Source organism: Streptomyces gamaensis, assembly GCF_042656465.1.
GTDB lineage: Bacteria > Actinomycetota > Actinomycetes > Streptomycetales > Streptomycetaceae > Streptomyces > Streptomyces gamaensis.
This window is the reverse complement of the sequence record NZ_JBHSPB010000010.1, coordinates 140,776-158,248: the sequence shown is the minus strand read 5'-3', so window position 1 is coordinate 158,248 and position 17,473 is coordinate 140,776. Positions and strand designations below refer to the sequence as shown.

General features: G+C 73.4%; 14 protein-coding genes and 1 tRNA gene. 9 read left to right on the top strand and 6 right to left on the bottom strand.

Translation table 11 applies throughout. From position 1 onward, the window contains the following. Nucleotides 1-31 precede the first annotated feature (31 nt). The 3 genes from ACFP1Z_RS18300 to ACFP1Z_RS18290 form a co-directional block, all read right to left on the bottom strand. Nucleotides 32-868: a coiled-coil domain-containing protein gene (locus tag ACFP1Z_RS18300; RefSeq protein WP_390317490.1), complete on the bottom strand. Its 837-nt coding sequence runs from the start codon at nt 866-868 to the stop codon at nt 32-34. A gap of 276 nt (nt 869-1,144) precedes the next feature. After that, nucleotides 1,145-3,589 (bottom strand): SUKH-4 family immunity protein, encoded by a 2,445-nt coding sequence (locus tag ACFP1Z_RS18295; RefSeq protein ID WP_390317489.1) that lies wholly within the window; start codon nt 3,587-3,589, stop codon nt 1,145-1,147. Between the two features lie 7 nt (nt 3,590-3,596). Continuing rightward, nucleotides 3,597-4,610, bottom strand: a complete 1,014-nt coding sequence (locus ACFP1Z_RS18290) for an SMI1/KNR4 family protein (RefSeq protein WP_390317487.1) — start codon at nt 4,608-4,610, stop codon at nt 3,597-3,599. A 406-nt stretch (nt 4,611-5,016) separates the two neighbouring features. On the opposite strand from ACFP1Z_RS18290, the gene ACFP1Z_RS18285 reads away from it, so the two are divergent. Both ACFP1Z_RS18285 and ACFP1Z_RS18280 read left to right on the top strand, forming a co-directional pair. Continuing rightward, nucleotides 5,017-5,556, top strand: coding sequence for a YwqJ-related putative deaminase (locus ACFP1Z_RS18285; RefSeq protein ID WP_390317485.1), 540 nt, complete (start codon nt 5,017-5,019; stop codon nt 5,554-5,556). Between the two features lie 4 nt (nt 5,557-5,560). Next, nucleotides 5,561-6,064 carry an SUKH-3 domain-containing protein gene (locus tag ACFP1Z_RS18280; protein WP_390317484.1) on the top strand — a complete coding sequence of 168 codons (504 nt, stop codon included), beginning with the start codon at nt 5,561-5,563 and terminating at the stop codon, nt 6,062-6,064. Between the two features lie 87 nt (nt 6,065-6,151). Here ACFP1Z_RS18280 and ACFP1Z_RS18275 read toward each other — a convergent pair whose 3' ends face one another. After that, complete coding sequence (locus ACFP1Z_RS18275) at nt 6,152-7,537, bottom strand: sensor histidine kinase (RefSeq protein WP_390317482.1); 1,386 nt, start codon at nt 7,535-7,537, stop codon at nt 6,152-6,154. Between the two features lie 176 nt (nt 7,538-7,713). Between ACFP1Z_RS18275 and ACFP1Z_RS18270 the strand changes: the two genes are divergently transcribed. The 5 genes from ACFP1Z_RS18270 (at nt 7,714) to pth (ending at nt 11,871) form a co-directional block, all read left to right on the top strand. After that, nucleotides 7,714-7,787 (top strand) — tRNA-Gln (locus ACFP1Z_RS18270). A 105-nt stretch (nt 7,788-7,892) separates the two neighbouring features. Beyond that, on the top strand, nt 7,893-9,350 hold the full coding sequence (glmU, locus tag ACFP1Z_RS18265; protein ID WP_390317481.1) for a bifunctional UDP-N-acetylglucosamine diphosphorylase/glucosamine-1-phosphate N-acetyltransferase GlmU: 1,458 nt from the start codon (nt 7,893-7,895) through the stop codon (nt 9,348-9,350). A 73-nt stretch (nt 9,351-9,423) separates the two neighbouring features. Next, on the top strand, nt 9,424-10,401 hold the full coding sequence (locus ACFP1Z_RS18260; RefSeq protein WP_390317480.1) for a ribose-phosphate diphosphokinase: 978 nt from the start codon (nt 9,424-9,426) through the stop codon (nt 10,399-10,401). Between the two features lie 222 nt (nt 10,402-10,623). Continuing rightward, nucleotides 10,624-11,196 (top strand): 50S ribosomal protein L25/general stress protein Ctc, encoded by a 573-nt coding sequence (locus ACFP1Z_RS18255; protein WP_390317590.1) that lies wholly within the window; start codon nt 10,624-10,626, stop codon nt 11,194-11,196. An 84-nt stretch (nt 11,197-11,280) separates the two neighbouring features. Beyond that, nucleotides 11,281-11,871: an aminoacyl-tRNA hydrolase gene (pth, locus tag ACFP1Z_RS18250; protein WP_390317479.1), complete on the top strand. Its 591-nt coding sequence runs from the start codon at nt 11,281-11,283 to the stop codon at nt 11,869-11,871. Nucleotides 11,872-11,949: 78 nt separating this feature from the next. Here the strand turns inward: pth and ppc are convergent, their stop codons facing one another. After that, entirely contained in the window at nt 11,950-14,694 is a 2,745-nt protein-coding gene (ppc, locus tag ACFP1Z_RS18245; RefSeq protein WP_390317589.1) for a phosphoenolpyruvate carboxylase, read from the bottom strand. A gap of 228 nt (nt 14,695-14,922) precedes the next feature. Here ppc and ACFP1Z_RS18240 point away from each other — a divergent pair, with 228 nt between their 5' ends. Both ACFP1Z_RS18240 and ACFP1Z_RS18235 read left to right on the top strand, forming a co-directional pair. Further along, nucleotides 14,923-15,894: an acyl-CoA desaturase gene (locus tag ACFP1Z_RS18240; RefSeq protein WP_390317478.1), complete on the top strand. Its 972-nt coding sequence runs from the start codon at nt 14,923-14,925 to the stop codon at nt 15,892-15,894. Nucleotides 15,895-15,900: 6 nt separating this feature from the next. Beyond that, nucleotides 15,901-16,605: a TetR family transcriptional regulator gene (locus ACFP1Z_RS18235; RefSeq protein WP_390317476.1), complete on the top strand. Its 705-nt coding sequence runs from the start codon at nt 15,901-15,903 to the stop codon at nt 16,603-16,605. Nucleotides 16,606-16,635: 30 nt separating this feature from the next. Here the strand turns inward: ACFP1Z_RS18235 and ACFP1Z_RS18230 are convergent, their stop codons facing one another. Beyond that, on the bottom strand, nt 16,636-17,454 hold the full coding sequence (locus ACFP1Z_RS18230; protein WP_390317475.1) for a trans-aconitate 2-methyltransferase: 819 nt from the start codon (nt 17,452-17,454) through the stop codon (nt 16,636-16,638). Between the last annotated feature and the right edge of the window lie 19 nt (nt 17,455-17,473).

Below are 17,473 nucleotides of genomic sequence, written 5' to 3'. Positions count from 1 at the left end.
CGCAAGGCAGCGCCCAAACGCTCCGGCGCGGCTAGAGTTCGCCCGCGCTCGCGTCCTCCGCCACCGGCTTGCCGGTCAGGGCCGCCAGGCTGTGCCGTACGTGCGCCATGTGCGCCCGCAGTTCCTCGCGCCGCTCGTCGTGCTCGCGCAGCACCCGCTCCGTGTCGCGGACGATCCGCTCCTCGCGCACCCGCGCCTGCGCGATCAGCGCGGACGCCTGCGCCTCGGCGTCCTCCTGGCCGTGCCGGGCGGCCTCCTCGGCCTCCGCGTAACGGCGCTTGGCCTCCGCGAGCGCGTTGGCCGCGTACTCCTCCATGGCCGCGATGCGCACGTCCAGCGCGGCCCCGCGCTCGGCGATCTCGCGGCCGGCCGCCTCCCAGCGCTCGGCCTGCTCCTTCTCCTGCTCCGCGAGGGCGTCGGCCGTGCGCTGCTTCATCTCCTTGAGCATGTCGAGGGACTTCTCGCGCCGCTCCTTCACCTCGCGGCGCACCGCCGTCCGCAGGTCGTCGGCGACGGCCTGCGCGGCCTGCGTCGCCTGCCGCGCCCACTCGTCGGCCTCCGCGCGCACCGCCGTCCCGTACTCCTGCGCGGCGTCGCGCACGGCGCGCCCGTGCGCCTCGGCGGCCTCCTTGAGCTCGGCGGCCTCCGCGCCCGCGCGCTCGCGCAGCGTCGTGGCCTCCGCCTGCGCCGTGAACAGCAGGCCCTGGGCGCGGTGGCCCAGCGACTCGTAGGTCTGCGGCGGGAGTTTCGCGACCACCCGGCGCAGCCGCTCCAGCTCGTCCTCCATCTCGCGCCCGAGCACGGTCAACCGCGCCACGCGCTCCCAGGCGGCGTCACGCTCGCGCGCCCGCTCCGCCAGGGCGCTCACCACCTGATCAGGCCGGTAGCCCCGACCCCTGACGACAGTGAAACCGTCGGGAGACACCGATGCACTCATCCTTGAAGCCCCTTATATCCCGCATATCCGGTATGCGACGCGGTCCGGCGCACATCATTCCTGGACGACGGAAGCTGCCCATAACGCGACACTCCGCCCGCTTCTCCTGACAAGGATGCGCCAACCCACAGAACAGGGCGTCCGGCCTCACTGTCACGGCCGGACGCCCTTAATTCCCCGCAAGGCGGCAAGGCGTCGGCGGGATCCCTAGAACAGACCGTCCCACATCTGCTCGACCAGCACGGCCCACCAGTGCTCCGGCGAGGTCAGCGCCGCCGGGTCCAGCGCGGCGAGCTGCGCCTGGAAATCGGTGGTCCAGCGTCCCGCCTGCTCCGGTGTCAGCCCGTAGCGCCAGCGCCACATCTTCCCGAGCAGCGCCAAAGAGCGTACGAACTGGGGAAGGCTCGTGTTGACGAACTGCGGCGGCACCGGGGCGCCGCCCGGCCCGGCCTCCAGCGGTACGGCCACGATGTGCGCCGTGCCGTACTGCACGCACAGCTGACGGCCGTAGTCGGTGCCCATCACCAGGTACGAGCCCGCGTCGGCGGCCGGCTGCACGCGCCGCTCCGCCGCGAGCTCCGCGAGCGTCGGCACGGGGCGGCCGGGCTGGGCCTGCGCCCAGAAGAACGGGGCCACGTCCAGCGGCAGTCCGGCCCACACGAGGGTCTGGGCCACCGCCTCCGGCACACCCTGGCGGGCGACGGCACGCTGCTCGAAGCGGAACACCCCTTGCGGGCCGAAGGATTCGGCGAGCTCGCGGGCGATCACGTCCGGGCCGGCGGGCGGGGCCGGCTGGACCCGGCCCGGCCCCGGCAGCGGCACACGGTGCGGGGCGGGGCGCGCCGGACCGTCGGCGACCTGGTGCAACTCGCCCTGGTGCGCGACGAGATGGCGCATGCCCTGCTGGCGCGAGGCGTGGTCCTTGCCGTACGCGGCGGTGTGGCTGACGCGCACCTGCGGCCAGCTCTCGCGCACCATGCGGGCGCAGTAACCGCCCGGCAGGTCGCAGGACTCCAGCTCCGTGTGCAGCTCCAGCACCTGCTGCGGCGGGACGTTCAGCGCGCGCAGCTCGTGCAGGATCTGCCACTCCGGGTGCGGGGTCCCCGGCGCGCTGCGCCGGATCACCTGCTGCTCGGAACCGTCGTGCGCGCGGTAGCGAAGCACGGCCATGTAGCCGGGGCCGACGGTGGGCACACCGGAGGGCGGCTGCGGGTGGCTGTACGCCGGGGCTCCGGGTACGGGCGGGGTGCCGGGGGCCGGCGGGGTGCCCGGTGCGGACGGTGCCGGAGCGGCGGGTGCGCCGGGCGGGGGCGGCGGGGCCGTGGGCGCGTTCGGGGTGTCCGGGGCCGCGAGTACGGTCGCGGCGGCGTGCACCCCGTCGGGCCCCCGGTCGCCGGGGGGCGCGCTCGGGGGCGCGGCCGGCGGCGGTACGGGACCGGCGCCCACGGGCCGACCGGGAGCCCCTGGGGCCTGCGGTGCGCCGGGCGTACCGGGGTCGGCGAGCACGGTGGCGGCCGCGTGCACGCCGGGGGCACCCGGCGGAGCGGTGGGCGCGGGGGCGCCCGGCTGTCCGGGGGCGCCGGGTGCGGCCGGGGCGCCCTGGTCCCGCGTCGCGCCCGGATCCGTGGGCTGCGAGGGGACACCGGGCCCGCCCGGGACGCCCGCCGCTCCGGCACCGTGCTCCGGCGCCGGGCCTCCGGGGCCGACCTGGGACACGAGCGCGGTGGGCACGTAACCACCCGGCGGGGTGCTCGGCGGCGGGGGCGGGGGTACGGCCCCGGGCGCGCCGGCGCCCTCCGGGCCCTCCGGTTCCACGGCCGCCGGGACGACCGCCGTGCGCGGCAGCCCGCTGCCGCCGGGCAGCAGGGCGGTCTTCGCCTCGGACCGCGCGGACGGCGGGGGCGCGTCGTCCTCGTCCGAACCCGACAGCGCGGGCGCGAGCACGGTAGCGGGCGGCCTGACGGAACCCCCGTCACCCTCCCCGCCATTGACCTCGTCCCAGCCCGAACCCGCCGCCGGACCCGCAGGCGCGGCCGCACGAGACTGCGCACCCGGAACCACGCCCGGCCCCGAAGCCGCAGCCGTCACCGGGGCCCCGGACGAACCCGCACCCTCCCCCGGAGCCACCCCCGCGGACGCGGCCGTACCGGACTGCGCCCCCGAAACCGGACCCGACCCCGACCTCACACCCTCACCCGGAACCGGCCCCGCAGACGCACCCGCACCGGACGCCACGCCCCCCGAAGCCCCCGAAGCCCCCCTCCGGTCCGGGATGCCCATGGCGTCCGCCGCGTCCTGGAGCCACTGCGGCGGGCTCAGCAGGAATGACGTCGCTTCCAGGTCCAGCCGCTTCGGCTGCTCGTCCGCGGACGGCACCGTTTCCTCCACGGTCCCGTACTCCTCCTCGTAGTACCGGATCACCTCACCCACCGGCAGGCCCGGCCACAGTGTGGTCTCGCCGCTGTCGCGGGCGACGACCATACGCGTACGGCCCCCGTCCGGGGACGGGCCCTCCGTACGGTCCTCGGCCCAGACGACAAAGCCGAGTCCGAACTCCCGTACCTTCACCTCGCGTTGGAGGGAGGCCGGCACTCCGCCGTTGATCCAGCGCTCCCCGCGCTCCTGCGCCTGCGCCTGCGCGAACGTCACCATCGCGCGCTCACCCCTCCACCGGGACGGCGCGCGCGAAGCCGCCGTCGACCATCAGGTTCGCGACCGTCTCCAGCTCCGGCGGGCCGCCGGCCAGCCGCGCGAGAAACGCGTCGAAGTCCGCGCCGCAGGGCAGCAGCAGCCGCTCCGTGCGGTCCCGTACGGTCCAGCCGTCCCGGTCCCGGGCGTCGTCGTACGCGCAGAACCACACCGAGCCGGCCTCCTCGCCCCTGACCTTGACCGCGAGGACGCCGCCCTGCACGAAGGCGACCCCGAGGTAGTCCTTGGTGAAGTGGTCGCGCAGGCACTTGTTGACGTAGACGAGGTCGTTGACCGCCGCCTCCTCGCGCACGGTGAAGAAGGGCTGGTCGACGAGGAGCCCGAGTCCGGCGTCGAGGGCGGGGCGGACGGGCGCGCAGCCGCCGGCCGCCTTGAGGAACTCGCGGTAGGCGCCGGGCAGCCGGTAGCCGAGGTCCTCCTCGACACCGCGCACCTGCTCCTCGGTGACGGCCACGTCCCGCTGCGGCAGCGCGAAGTGCGCGGGGCGGGTCTCCTGGAGCGGGCGGGTGCCGCGCTTGTCCTGGTCGACGGCGGCGCCGGCGAGGCCCGCGTGGTGCCGCAGCAGTGCCTTGACCTCGGCGGGGATCAGCTCCAGCCGGCGGGTGCCGGCGACGTGGTGCCAGGTCCAGCCGTGCGGGGTGGCCACCGGCGGGAGGGCGGCGAACAGTTCGTGGCCGGCCGCGTGCAGGGCCGCGTTCGCGGACACGTAGTCGGTGAGCCGCAGTTCGTCCACGCCGAAGCCCTCCGGCGGCTCCGCGATCTCGGCGGCGGCCCGCGCGTAGGGCGAGAAGTCCGGGTGGCCGAAGGCGTCCACGCGTACGCCCTTGGGGTAGCGGGCGGCGCGCACCGGGTCGGGGAAGTGCACGACCTGTCCGGCGTAGGCCCTGTTCGGCGGCGCGGCCTGCGCGGCCGCTGCGGCCTGGTGGCCGGGTGCCGACCCCGGTCCGAGCCGACCTGTCGTCATGGCGGTTGCCCCCTGCTGACGGTGACGTTGTCTGTCCGGGGCCGGCCGGTCCGCGCCACGGTCCGGCCTCGAACCCCGGCACAGCCTATGCGGTGGGCGTACAGGGGACCGAAGCCCCGGATCCGGCCGTGAGAGCGGGGGCGCGGCACCAGGCCGTACGGCCGCGCCCCTCGCCCCGCACCGCGCCACCGTGCGCCGTCCGCTCGCGTACCAGGGCGCCGGCCCGCCCGTCGCGCGCCCTCGCGCGCACCGACCGGCCGTCGGGCCAGGTCACCATCTGGCCAACCATCAGACACACGAACATCACACGGCACTCACCCAACCCCGACCCTCCTTCCACACCCGCCACCCGGTTTGGCAGGCTGATCCCCGCAACAGGGGGATTGCACGGGAGGGAAGAACCACCATGCACACGACACAAGACCATCAACCCCTGGACGAGCACGCCCTCGCGGCCGGCGACCCCAGGATCGGCTGGAGCGCCAGTGAGGACGCCGAGCGGCCGCCCGCGCTGCTGCACCGCCGGGACGGCATCCTGCCCGCGGTCGCCGCCGCGCTCTCCGTCCGCGGCACCACACTGACCTGCACCGCGGGCAAGTCCGAACAGCCTCCCGTGCTCCACCCGCTCGTCCAGGACTTCCTCGACACCCTCACCAGCGACCGCCGCGAGCGCTTCACCGGCCGCTGCCCCGAGGCCCTGCTGCTCACCCGGTTCCTCACGACCTTCGAGGCGGGCCGCAGCAAACGCGCCTCGCGCAAGGCGCTCACCCACGGCGAGGCCCGGCGCGCCCTGAAGCACGCCAAGCTGACGGCACGCCACATCCGTGAGGACGGCGACCCCCGCCACGGCGGCTACGCCCCGCCCTGCCGCTCCTGTACCGCGCTGCTGACCCACTTCGGCGTCCGTACCGTCGACGCCACCGCACCGACCCATGGCAAGAGCTGACTTGATGCGAGCCTTCGACCGCACCGCCGCCACCCGTTTCCCCCCGGCCGTCGAGGCCGTCCTGCGCGAGTCGGGCTGGCAGCCCGGCCGCTGGGACATCAAGGCCGCGGAGAACTGGGCCGACGCGCTGCGGGCCCACGTCTCCCCCGCCGGCCACCGGCACACGGTCTTCCCCGCCGCGGTCGAGGCGTGGGCGGAGTTCGGCGGGCTGCGCATCACCGGCCCCGGGCCGGGGCGGCACATCGCCCCCACCCCGTTCCACATCGACCCGCTGCACGGGCTGCACCTGGCCCGCACCGCCTCGGACCTCGGCCGGGCGCTGGGCGCCGAGGTGTGCCCGCTGGGGCAGGAGAACGAGGGGCAGGCACTGCTGGTGATCGACGCGCACGGCCGGGTCTACAGCCTGGACCACAGCGGCGACTGGTACCTCGGCTCGGACATCGACCACGCCATCGGCACGCTCGTCACCGGCACCCGCCCCTCCCGGCTCTCCGCGGGCCGCCGCTGACGTACGGCCCGTACGGCCCGTACCACGCCCCCGACAGCGGGATCCGGCCGGAAACCGGAGTCAGCGGGATCGCCAGGATCGGCAGGGTCAGCCGGCGGCGGGAAGCGCCGGCCCGGCGGCGGGGGCCCGTCCACGGTCCGGTATCACCGCCGAGACCCGGAAGCCGCCCGCGTCCGTCGCCCCCGAGACGAAGACGCCACCCAGGGCCGCGACCCGCTCGCGCATGCCCACCAGCCCGTTGCCCCCGCTGGGCAGGCCCGCGCCGGCGCCGCCGTCGGACGGGCCGTTCTCCACCTGCAGCGCGACCTCGCCCTCGCGGTGCGCCAGCCGCACCACGGCCTTCGCGCCCGGGGCGTGCTTGTGCACGTTGGTCAGCGCCTCCTGCACCACCCGGTAGGCGGTGCTCTCGACCTTCGGCGCATACGCGCGCTCCTCGCCCACCACGGACAGCTCCACGGCCATCCCGGCCGCCTGCGACTGCCCGACCAGGGCCTCGATCCCGTCCAGGCGCGGACCGCCGTCCCCGGCGGCCTCCTCCGGGGGCGGTGGTACGGCCGCGACTCTGGCCGACGCCTGCGCCGCGACCTCCGCGAGCCGCCGCGAGTCGGCCACCGCCCGGGAGTCCTCGCCCGCGCCGCCGTCCGCGGACGAGCGCAGCACGCCCAGCATCTCGCGCAGCTCCATCAGCGCCTGCCGGCCCATGTCGCCGACCAGCGCCGCGTTCTTCGCCGCCTTCTCCGGGTCCTTGGCCACCGTGGCCTGGAGGGCCGCCGCGTGCACGACCATCAGCGAGACCCGGTGCGCCACCACGTCGTGCATCTCGCGGGCGATGCGCGTGCGCTCCTCGTTGCGCGCCCACACGGCCCGCTCCTCGGCCCGTTCGGCCAGCAGCGACAGCTCCCGCTCCAGGCCGTCCGCGCGCTCCCGCAGGCTCTCCACCAGCCGGCGGCGGGCCCCCACGTACATGCCCAGCAGCACCGGCGGCGCCGTCAGCCCGACGGCCATCAGCACCGAGAAGATCAGCACGAGCCAGAGGTCCATCTGGTTCGTGTCGTGCGCGATGTTCCGGTCGAAGCGGACGAACGTCACCACGAGCGTGCCCAGCACCGACGCCCCGGCCAGCGCCGCCGTCAGCCGGCGCGGGACCTCCGAGGCCGCCAGCGTGTACAGGGCGACGACCGACAGCAGGATCCCCATCTCCGCCGGCGTGACCGCGATCGACACCAGCACCACGGCGATCGGGCACCGCCGCCGCAGCACCAGCGACGCCCCCGCCACCAGCCCGATCAATGCCCCGGCCGCGGACGGCAGCCCCGCGTCCCCGGCGAACCCGACGCCCTCCACCGCGCATTCCAGCGCGGCCACCAGCGCGAGCGCGACGTCGAGCACCATGCTCCGCCGCCGCGCCCACCACCACGGCCCGCCGGGCGCGCCCCGCGCGCCCGGCTCCGCGATTGCCCCCGTTGTGGTCATAACAACCAGCCTACGGGCGCCCGCCACCCCTTTTCGTCCGCGTACGAAAGCCCGCGGCGGCCCGCCGGACGAGGTGCTTCACCGCCCTCCCACCGTCGCGCGAAGGCCCCGCCGTACGGCATAGTGGGGGCTGCGCCGTGCCTGATCTTCCGCGACCGGGCCCGGTCGGCGAACCATCCCGGGTCGTCTAATGGCAGGACAAATGATTTTGGTTCATTGAATGAGGGTTCGATTCCTTCCCCGGGAGCCATGGCCTTCGGGCCCCGACCACCAGGTCGGGGCCCGTCGGCGTTTCGGCCCGTAAACGCACCGGTATCCTTCGGATGTCCACCACCCGAAGCCGAAGGGCACACCCGTGAGCGCCAACCGCCCGGCAGCCGTCGTCGTTCTTGCCGCGGGTGAGGGCACCCGCATGAAGTCGTCGACCCCCAAGGTCCTGCACGCCATCTGCGGCCGCTCTCTCGTCGGGCACGTCGTCGCCGCCTCCCGTGAACTCGACCCCGAGCACCTCGTCGTGATCGTCGGGCACGAGCGCGAGAAGGTCACGGCCCACCTGGCGCAGACCGACCCCGGCGTCCGCACCGCCGTGCAGTACGAGCAGAACGGCACCGGCCACGCCGTGCGCATGGGCCTGGAGGAGCTCGGCGACTCCGGCGTCGTCCTCGACGGCACCGTGGTCGTCGTGTGCGGCGACACCCCGCTGCTGACCGGGGCGACCCTGCGCCGCCTCAGCGAGACCCACGCCGCCGACGGCAACGCCGTGACCGTGCTCACCGCCGAGGTCCCCGACTCCACCGGCTACGGCCGCATCGTGCGCGACGCGTCGACCGGCGCCGTCACCGCGATCGTCGAGCACAAGGACGCCACCGATGCGCAGCGCGCCATCCGTGAGATCAACTCCGGGGTGTTCGCCTTCGACGCGCAGCTGCTGACGGACGCGCTCGGCAAGGTCCGCACCGACAACAGCCAGGGCGAGGAGTATCTGACCGACGTCCTGGGCATCCTGCGCGAGGCCGGTCACCGGGTCGGCGCGGCCGTCGCCCCCGACCACCGCGAGATCCTCGGCATCAACAACCGCGTGCAGCTCGCCGAGGCCCGCCGGCTGCTCAACGAGCGCCTCCTGGCGGCCGCGATGATGGACGGCGTCACCGTCGTCGACCCGGCCTCGACCTGGGTCGACGTGACGGTCACCTTCGAGCGGGACGCCACCGTGCACCCCGGCACCCAGCTGCTGGGCGCGACCCACCTGGCCGAGGGCTGCGAGGTCGGCCCCCACAGCCGGCTGACCGACACCCGCGTCGGCGCGGGCGCCACCGTGAGCAACACCGTCGCGGAGGGCGCGCTCGTCGGCGACGGCGCGAACGTGGGCCCGTACGCCTATCTGCGCCCCGGCACCGAGCTCGGGAGGAAGTCCAAGGCCGGCGCCTACGTCGAGATGAAGAACGCCAGCATCGGCGAGGGCACCAAGGTGCCGCATCTGTCGTATGTCGGCGACGCGACCATCGGTGACTTCACCAACATCGGTGCCGCGAGCGTGTTCGTGAACTACGACGGGGTCAGCAAGCATCACTCCACGGTCGGCTCGCACTGCCGCACCGGCTCGGACAACATGTTTGTGGCTCCTGTCACCATCGGGGACGGCGCGTACACCGCCGCCGGCTCCGTCATCACCAAGGACGTGCCCCCGGGTGCGCTGGCCGTCGCACGAGGACAGCAGCGCAATATCGAGGGCTGGGTGGCTCGAAAGCGCCCGGGAAGCGCCGCCGCGCAGGCCGCTTCCGCCGCCCGTCAGGACACCGAGGGCGAGCAGTGACCGTGACACGGGCCCGCCGCCGTGGGCGTACCGTGATAAGCGCACACAAAGCGACATCCAAGGAGAATGTGCTGTGACCGGGATCAAGACGACCGGCGAGAAGAAGCTGATGCTCTTCTCCGGCCGCGCCCACCCCGAGCTTGCCGAGGAGGTCGCGCGCCAGCTGGGCGTCGGCCTGGTCCCGACCAAGGCCTTCGACTTCGCCAACGGCGAGATCTACGTCCGTTTCCAGGAGTCGGCGCGAGGCGCCGACTGCTTCCTGATGCAGAGCCACACGGCTCCCATCAACACCTGGATCATGGAGCAGCTGATCATGCTCGATGCTCTGAAGCGGGCCTCCGCCCGGAGCATCACCGTGATCGTCCCGTTCTACGGCTACGCCCGTCAGGACAAGAAGCACCGCGGCCGTGAGCCCATCTCCGCCCGTCTGATCGCCGATCTGTTCAAGACCGCGGGCGCCGACCGCATCCTGACCGTCGATCTGCACACCGACCAGATCCAGGGCTTCTTCGACGGCCCGGTGGACCACCTGTTCGCGCTGCCGGTGCTCGCCGACTACATCGGCAGCAAGGTCGACCGCGACAAGCTCACCGTCGTCTCCCCCGACGCCGGCCGCGTGCGCGTCGCCGACCGCTGGTGCGACCGCCTCGGCGCGCCCCTGGCGATCGTCCACAAGCGCCGCGACAAGGACGTCGCCAACCAGGTCACCGTCCACGAGGTCGTCGGTGACGTCAAGGGCCGCGTCTGCGTCCTCGTCGACGACATGATCGACACCGGTGGCACCATCTGCGCCGCCGCCGACGCCCTGTTCGCGCAGGGCGCCGAGGACGTCATCGTCGCCGCCACGCACGGGGTGCTGTCCGGACCGGCCGCGGACCGGCTGAAGAACTCCAAGGTCAGCGAGTTCCTCTTCACCGACACCCTGCCCACCCCGAACGAGCTGGAGCTCGACAAGATCACCGTGCTGTCGATCGCGCCGACGATCGCGCGCGCGGTGCGCGAGGTGTTCGAGGACGGCTCGGTGACGAGCCTCTTCGACGAGCAGGCGTAACGCTTCGCCAGATCGGGCGGTATCAGCGCGGGGCCCCGTCGGGGGCCCCGCGCTGATCGATTTCCGGACGGCCTGCCCCGCCGGGTAGACTCCACGGGTTGCTCGGCGAGGGAGGCCGCACTTCTTGGGTGCGGCGGTCCGTTATCGACGCGCTCTTCGCAGCTGGTCTGTCGTGGGCCGGGTAACGCCCCGCCAATGACAACCGACACCGAGGAGTGCATCGTGGCCGAGGTCAAGATCCCCGCCCAGGTCCGCGCCGAGTTCGGCAAGGGTGCCGCCCGCCGCATCCGCCGCGCCCACCAGGTTCCCGCCGTCATCTACGGCCACGGCGCCGAGCCGGTCCACGTGACCCTGCCGGGCCACGAGCTGATGATGGCCCTGAAGACCCCGAACGTCCTGATCTCCCTGGACATCGAGGGCCGCGACGAGCTCGTCATCCCCAAGGCCGTCCAGCGTGACGCCCTCAAGGGCTTCCTGGAGCACGTCGACCTGCTGGTCGTCAAGCGCGGCGAGAAGGTCACCGTCGAGGTCCCGGTCCACACCGAGGGCGACCTGGCCCCGGGCGGCAACCTCCTGGAGCACGTCCTGAACGCGCTGCCGGTCGAGGCCGAGGCCACCCACATCCCCGAGACCGTGACCGCGAACATCGCGGGCCTGGAGGCCGGCGCCTCCGTCCTGGCCAAGGACATCGCCCTGCCGGCCGGTGTCGCCCTGGCCGTCGACGCCGAGACCGTCGTCCTGCAGGTCCTGGCCGCCGCCGCCGAGGCCCCGGCCGCCGAGGGCGCCGAGGCCTGAGCCTCGCCCCACCGGCTTTTCCGCTCGACCGCCGTCCCGCTCCACCGGAGCGGGACGGCGGTTGGCTATGAAGGAGATATGCGGATGACGGACGCTGCCAGCCCCTGGCTGATCGTGGGCCTGGGCAACCCGGGCCCCGAGTACGCGGGCAACCGGCACAACGTGGGCTTCATGGTCGCCGACCTGCTCGCCGAGCGCATGGGGGGCAGGTTCAAGGCCCACAAGGCGCGCGCCCAGGTCGTGGAGGGCCGGCTCGGCGCGCCCGGACCCTCCTCCCGCCGCGTCGTGATCGCCAAGCCCATGTCGTTCATGAACCTCTCCGGCGGGCCGACGGCCGCGCTGCGCGACTTCTACAAGGTGCCCGCGGAGCGGATCGTCGCCGTCCACGACGAGCTGGACATCGACTACGGGACGCTGCGGCTGAAGCTCGGCGGCGGTGACAACGGGCACAACGGCCTGAAGTCCATCACCAAGGCACTGGGGCCGGACTACTGCCGGGTGCGCTTCGGGATCGGACGGCCGCCGGGCCGGATGCCGGTCGCGGACTTCGTGCTCAAGGACTTCTCCTCCACCGAACGCAAGGAGCTCGACTACTTCGTGGACCGGGCGGCGGACGCGGTGGAGTGCCTGATCGTGGACGGGCTGGAGCGGGCGCAGGGGACGTACAACGCGTAGCGGATCGCCGGACGGGCTTGAAATCAAGCCCGTCCGGCGATTGAGGACCGGGGGTGCGGGGGCGGAGCCCCCGGGACCTCAGCCCGTGTTGCGGAGCCCCGCCGCCACCCCGTTGACCGTCAGCAGCAGCGCCCGTGCCAGCAGCGGATCCGGCTCCTCCCCCCGCTCCGCGGCGTCCCGCTGCCGGCGCAGCAGGGTCACCTGGAGATACGAGATCGGGTCCAGGTACGCGTCCCGCACCCGGAACGTCTGCTTCAACACCGGCTGCGCGTCGAGGAGTTCACTCTCCCCGGTGATGCGCAGCACTTCCCGCACCGTGCGCTCGTGCTCGTCGCGGATCACGTCGAAGACGTGCCGCAGCTCGTCGGGGACGAGCGAGTCGACGTAGTGCCCGGCGATCCGCAGATCGGTCTTGGCCAGCGTCATCTCGACGTTGGAGAGGAAGTTGCGGAAGAAGTGCCAGCGCTCGTGCATCTCTTCCAGGACGGTGTCGAGTCCGGCCTCGCGCGCGGCCTTCAGGCCGGAGCCGACGCCGAACCAGCCGGGGACGATCTGCCGGGACTGGGTCCAGCCGAACACCCAGGGGATGGCGCGCAGTCCGTCGAGGCCGGCGCCGGTGTCGGGGCGGCGGGAGGGGCGCGAGCCCAGGTGCAGCTCGGCGAGCTGGTCCACGGGCGTCGAGGCGAAGAAGTACGCGGGCAGGTCCGGGTCCTCCACGAGCCGCCGGTAGGCGGCGTGCGCGGCGTCGGAGACGGTGTCCATGGCCGCGTCCCAGCGGGCGAGGGCCTCCTCGGGCTGGCGCGGCGCCGTGTGCAGGGCGGAGGCCTGCAGGGTGGCCGCGACGGTGAGTTCGAGGTTCTCCCGGGCGAGCGCGGGGATGAGGTACTTGTCCGAGATGACCTCGCCCTGCTCGGTGACCTTGATCTCGCCGTCGAGGGTGCCCCACGGCTGGGCGAGGATCGCGTCGTGGGAGGGGCCGCCGCCGCGGCCGACGGTGCCGCCGCGGCCGTGGAAGAGGCGCAGCCGCACCCCGTAGCGGTGGGCGACGTCGCGCAGCCGGCGCTGGGCGCGGTGGATCTCCCACTGGCTGGTGGTGATGCCGCCGAACTTGGAGGAGTCGGAGTAGCCGAGCATGACCTCCTGGACGTCGCCGCGCAGGGCGACCAGCCGCCGGTAGGAGGGGTCGGCGAGCATCTCGTCGAGGAGCCGGTCGGCCTCCTTGAGCTCCTCGGTGGTCTCCAGCAGCGGCACGATGCCGATCTTGGCCCAGCCGGCGTGCAGATCGACGAGCCCGGCCTCGCGGGCGAGGACGGCCGCGGCGAAGACGTCGTCGGCGCCCTGGCACATGGAGATGATGTAGGACTCGACGACCTCGGGGCCGAAGCGCTCCAGGGCGTCGCGGATGGTGGTGAAGACGCCGAAGGTCTTCAGGCCGTCCGCGTCCAGCGGGGGCGGGGCGGGGGCGAGCGGCCGGCGCGAGCGCAGCTCCTTGGCGAGGAGCTTGCGGCGGTAGTCGCGGGGCATGTCGGCGTAGCGCCAGGACTCCTCGCCGAGGCGGTCGAAGAGCTGGCCGAGGGCGTGGTGGTGGGCGTCGGCGTGCTCGCGGACGTCCATGGTGGCCAGGTGCAGGCCGAAGGCGGACAGGGTGCGCAGGGTGCGCTCCAGGCGGCCGTCGGCGATCAGGCCGCCGCGGTGGGCGCGCAGCGAGTCCTGGATCAGGGCGAGGTCGGCGAGGAGCTCGGCGCTGCCCAGGTAGTCGCGGCCCTCCTGGTGCGGGGTGTCGCGGGCCAGCCGCTCCCGGGTGTTGATCAGCTTCTGCCGGACGCAGGTGGCCTTGAGCCGGTAGGGCTCCTCGGCGTTGAGGCGCTTGTAGCGGGGGCTGATCTCGGGCAGCAGGTCGAGGTCGCGGCGCAGGGAGGCGAGGAGTTCCTCGGTGGCGCCGCTGTTGCGGATGGAGTTGGACAGGGCGCTGCGCAGCTCGTCGACGGCGGCGAGGGCCTCGGTGATGCCGTGCTCGTGCTGGAGGATCAGCACGTCGCGGGTGACCTGGGGGGTGACGTTGGGGTTGCCGTCGCGGTCGCCGCCGATCCAGGTGCCGAAGGTCAGCGGGCGGGTGGCGGCGGGCAGCGGGACGCCCACCCGCTGCAGTTCGGCGGCCAGGTCCTCCAGGACGTCGCCGACGGCGCCGGAGTGCAGCTCGTCGAGGTAGTAGATGGCGTTGCGGGCCTCGTCGGTGGGCTCGGGGCGGGCGACGCGCAGTTCGTCGGTCTGCCAGAGCAGGTCGATGTTCTCCGCGAGGCGCAGATCGGCGCGGCGGCGCTCGCCGGCGCCGGCGACGGGGGCGTCGAGGAGTTCGGCGACGCGCAGGAGCTTGCCCAGGACGCTGCGGCGGGCGGCCTCGGTGGGGTGGGCGGTGAACACCGGCCGTACACCGAGGTGTTCGACGGTCTGCCGCAGGTGCTCGGGGTCGGCGTCCTTGAGGGCGTCGGCGGTACGGGCCAGGATCGAGCCCTCCGCGTCGCGCCGGTCCCGCAGCTCGCGGGCGCGGTGCACCTGCTCGGTGACGTTGGCCAGGTGGAAGTAGGTGGAGAACGCGCGCACCAGGCGGGCCGCGGTCTTCAGGTCGGTGGTGCCCAGGAGTTCGGCTGCGGCCTCGCCGTCGCTGCGGGTCAGGGCGCGTACGCGCTCGACGAGTTCGAGGAGCTCGGGGCCTTCCTGGCGGACCAGGGTCTCGCCCAGGAGGTCGCCGAGGCGGCGGATGTCGGCGCGCAGGGCGGCGCTGCGCTGGGCCTCGTCCGAGCGCCGCGGGTCTTCGGCTGCGATCCGGGAGTGGTCGGCACTGCTCACAGGTGCGGCTCCTTGCAGAGTTCTGAGCACGTCTGGAGGGGTTGCGGACCGCGCTGTCCGACGCCCACCAGCATAGGTCTCCGGCCAGCGGCCGCCCGACGCGCGGTGGTCCGTGCCCTCTTGTCCCGGCGGCACACCCTGCCATACTTACGAAACCGTAGGTTACGGAACCGTAGCCGTGCCCCGAGCCCTCCGAGGGAACCCATGACTGCAAGCCCCGACGTGCTCGAAGACGCGCCGAAGGCCCAGGAGACCCCGCTCCCGTCCGCCACCCTGGGCGGGGAGCAACGCCGCTCGATCGAACAGATCACGCTGCTGCTGTTCATCACCGTCCCCTTCCTCGCCCTGCTCGCGGCGGTGCCGCTGGCCTGGGGCTGGGGGGTGAGCTGGCTGGACCTCGGGCTGATGGCGCTGATGTACTTCATCGGCTGCCACGGCATCACGGTCGGCTTCCACCGCTACTTCACCCACGGCTCGTTCAAGGCGAAGAAGCCGCTGCGGGTCGCGCTGGCGATCATGGGCTCGATGGCGGTGGAGGGTCCGCTGGTGCGCTGGGTCGCCGACCACCGCAAGCACCACCGCTTCTCGGACGCGGACGGTGATCCGCACTCGCCGTGGCGGTTCGGGGAGACGGTTCCGGCGCTGCTCAAGGGCCTGTGGTGGGCTCACGTCGGGTGGATGTTCGACGAGGAGCAGACCCCGCAGCACAAGTACGCGCCGGACCTGATCAAGGATCCCGTGATCCGCCGGATCTCCCGGCAGTTCGTGCTGTGGACCGTGGTCTCGCTGCTGTTCCCGCCGCTCGTGGGCGGGCTCGTCACCTGGTCGTGGCAGGGCGCGGCGACCGCTTTCTTCTGGGGGTCGCTGGTACGGGTGGCGCTGCTGCACCACGTGACGTGGTCGATCAACTCGATCTGCCACGCTGTCGGCAAGCGCCCGTTCAAGTCGCGCGACCGCTCCGGGAACGTGTGGTGGCTGGCGATCCTCTCCTGCGGCGAGTCCTGGCACAACCTGCACCACGCGGACCCGACCTGTGCCCGGCACGGGGTCCTGCGGGGCCAGCTGGACTCCAGCGCCCGGCTCATCCGCTGGTTCGAGCAGGCCGGGTGGGCGACGGACGTGCGCTGGCCCACCGCGGGGCGGCTCGCGTCCCGGCGGAAGGAAGCCGCCGCGTAAGGAGGCATGATTGACGGCGTGGCGATCGACGGCAGTACCCCCAGTAACACTCCCGGTACCAAGGACCGGACCCCGGCTGCGGGGGCCCGACGCGCCCGCAGGGTGCGGATGACCGGCGCGGAGCGCCGGGAGCAGCTGCTGGACGTCGGTCGCACCCTCTTCGCCGAGCGCGGTTTCGAGGGCACCTCGGTGGAGGAGATCGCGGCGAAGGCCGGGGTCTCCAAGCCGGTGGTCTACGAGCACTTCGGCGGCAAGGAGGGGCTGTACGCGGTCGTGGTGGACCGCGAGATGCGGCAGCTGCTGGACATGGTGACCGGCGCCCTGACGGCCGGGCACCCCCGGGAGCTCCTGGAGCAGGCGGCGTTCGCGCTGCTCGACTACATCGAGAGGTACACGGACGGCTTCCGCATCCTCGTCCGTGACTCCCCCGTCGCCCAGTCGACGGGCACCTTCGCCTCGTTGATCAGTGATATCGCCACGCAGGTCGAGGACATTCTCGGCCTGGAGTTCAAGACCCGCGGCTTCGATCCGAAACTGGCCCCGCTGTACGCGCAGGCGCTGGTCGGCATGGTGGCGCTGACGGGCCAGTGGTGGCTGGACGTCCGCAAGCCGAAGAAGCCGGAGGTCGCGGCGCATCTGGTGAACCTGGCCTGGCACGGGCTGGACGGCCTGGAGCCGAAGCCGCGCCTGGTGGGGCACCGGCGCAGCTGACCGGGGCGGTCCCGCTGTTCCGGGGAGGCTTCAGTCCCCCTTGCGGGCCACCGCGAAGAGCCTGCGGAACGGGAAGACCGTGCCGTGCGGGCCCTTGGGGTAGGCGTCGCGGAGCAGGTCGCGGTACGCGGTGAGGAATTCCTCCGTGGCGGCCGGATCGTCCGCGAGGAGGGTGAGCACCGGGCGCAGGGCGGTGCCCTTGGTCCAGTCGAGGACGGGGTCCTCGCCGGTGAGCAGGTGCAGGTAGGTGGTCTCCCAGACGTCGGGGGCGAGGCCGAGGCCGGCGAGGCGGTCCAGATAGGCGGCGGCTTCGAGGATGTGGTGGGCGCGGTAGCGGTCGCCGAGGCGGCCGCGCCAGCGGGGGCCCGTGACCAGCTCGGCGAGCAGCCGGTGGCTGGGCGCGTCGAAGTTCGCGGGGACCTGGAAGGCGAAGGTGCCGCCCGGGGCGAGGGCGGCGGTCCAGGCGGGGAAGGCGTCGGCGTGTCCGGGCACCCACTGGAGGGTGGCGCTGGAGACGATCAGGTCGAAGGTCTCCGCGGGCCGCCACGCCGCGAGGTCGGCGAGGGCGAAGTCGAGGTGTCCGCCGCCCGCCGTGGGCCCGGCGTACCGCTCGGCGCGGGCGAGCATCTCGGCGGAGTTGTCGAAGCCGGTGATCCGGGCGTCGGGCCAGCGGTCGGCGAGGAGGGCCGTGACATTGCCGGGCCCGCAGCCGAGGTCGGCGATGCGCGGCGGCCGGGCGCCGGAGCCGGGCAGCTCGGGGACACGGTTCACGAGATCGTAGAACGGGCGGGTGCGGTGGCCGGAGTGGCGGAGGTACTGCTGCGGGTCCCAGGTGGGCGTGGACTGCATGAACGGCCTCCTCAGGGGT

Excerpts from the sequence above, each read along its gene's own strand:
- ACFP1Z_RS18295 (WP_390317489.1), bottom strand. The coding sequence starts at position 3,589 with ATGGTGACGTTCGCGCAGGCGCAGGCGCAGGAGCGCGGGGAGCGCTGG.
- ACFP1Z_RS18290 (WP_390317487.1), bottom strand. The coding sequence starts at position 4,610 with ATGACGACAGGTCGGCTCGGACCGGGGTCGGCACCCGGCCACCAGGCC.
- ACFP1Z_RS18285 (WP_390317485.1), top strand. The coding sequence starts at position 5,017 with ATGCACACGACACAAGACCATCAACCCCTGGACGAGCACGCCCTCGCG.
- ACFP1Z_RS18280 (WP_390317484.1), top strand. The coding sequence starts at position 5,561 with ATGCGAGCCTTCGACCGCACCGCCGCCACCCGTTTCCCCCCGGCCGTC.
- ACFP1Z_RS18275 (WP_390317482.1), bottom strand. The coding sequence starts at position 7,537 with ATGACCACAACGGGGGCAATCGCGGAGCCGGGCGCGCGGGGCGCGCCC.
- pth (WP_390317479.1), top strand. The coding sequence starts at position 11,281 with ATGACGGACGCTGCCAGCCCCTGGCTGATCGTGGGCCTGGGCAACCCG.
- ACFP1Z_RS18240 (WP_390317478.1), top strand. The coding sequence starts at position 14,923 with ATGACTGCAAGCCCCGACGTGCTCGAAGACGCGCCGAAGGCCCAGGAG.
- ACFP1Z_RS18235 (WP_390317476.1), top strand. The coding sequence starts at position 15,901 with ATGATTGACGGCGTGGCGATCGACGGCAGTACCCCCAGTAACACTCCC.
- ACFP1Z_RS18230 (WP_390317475.1), bottom strand. The coding sequence starts at position 17,454 with ATGCAGTCCACGCCCACCTGGGACCCGCAGCAGTACCTCCGCCACTCC.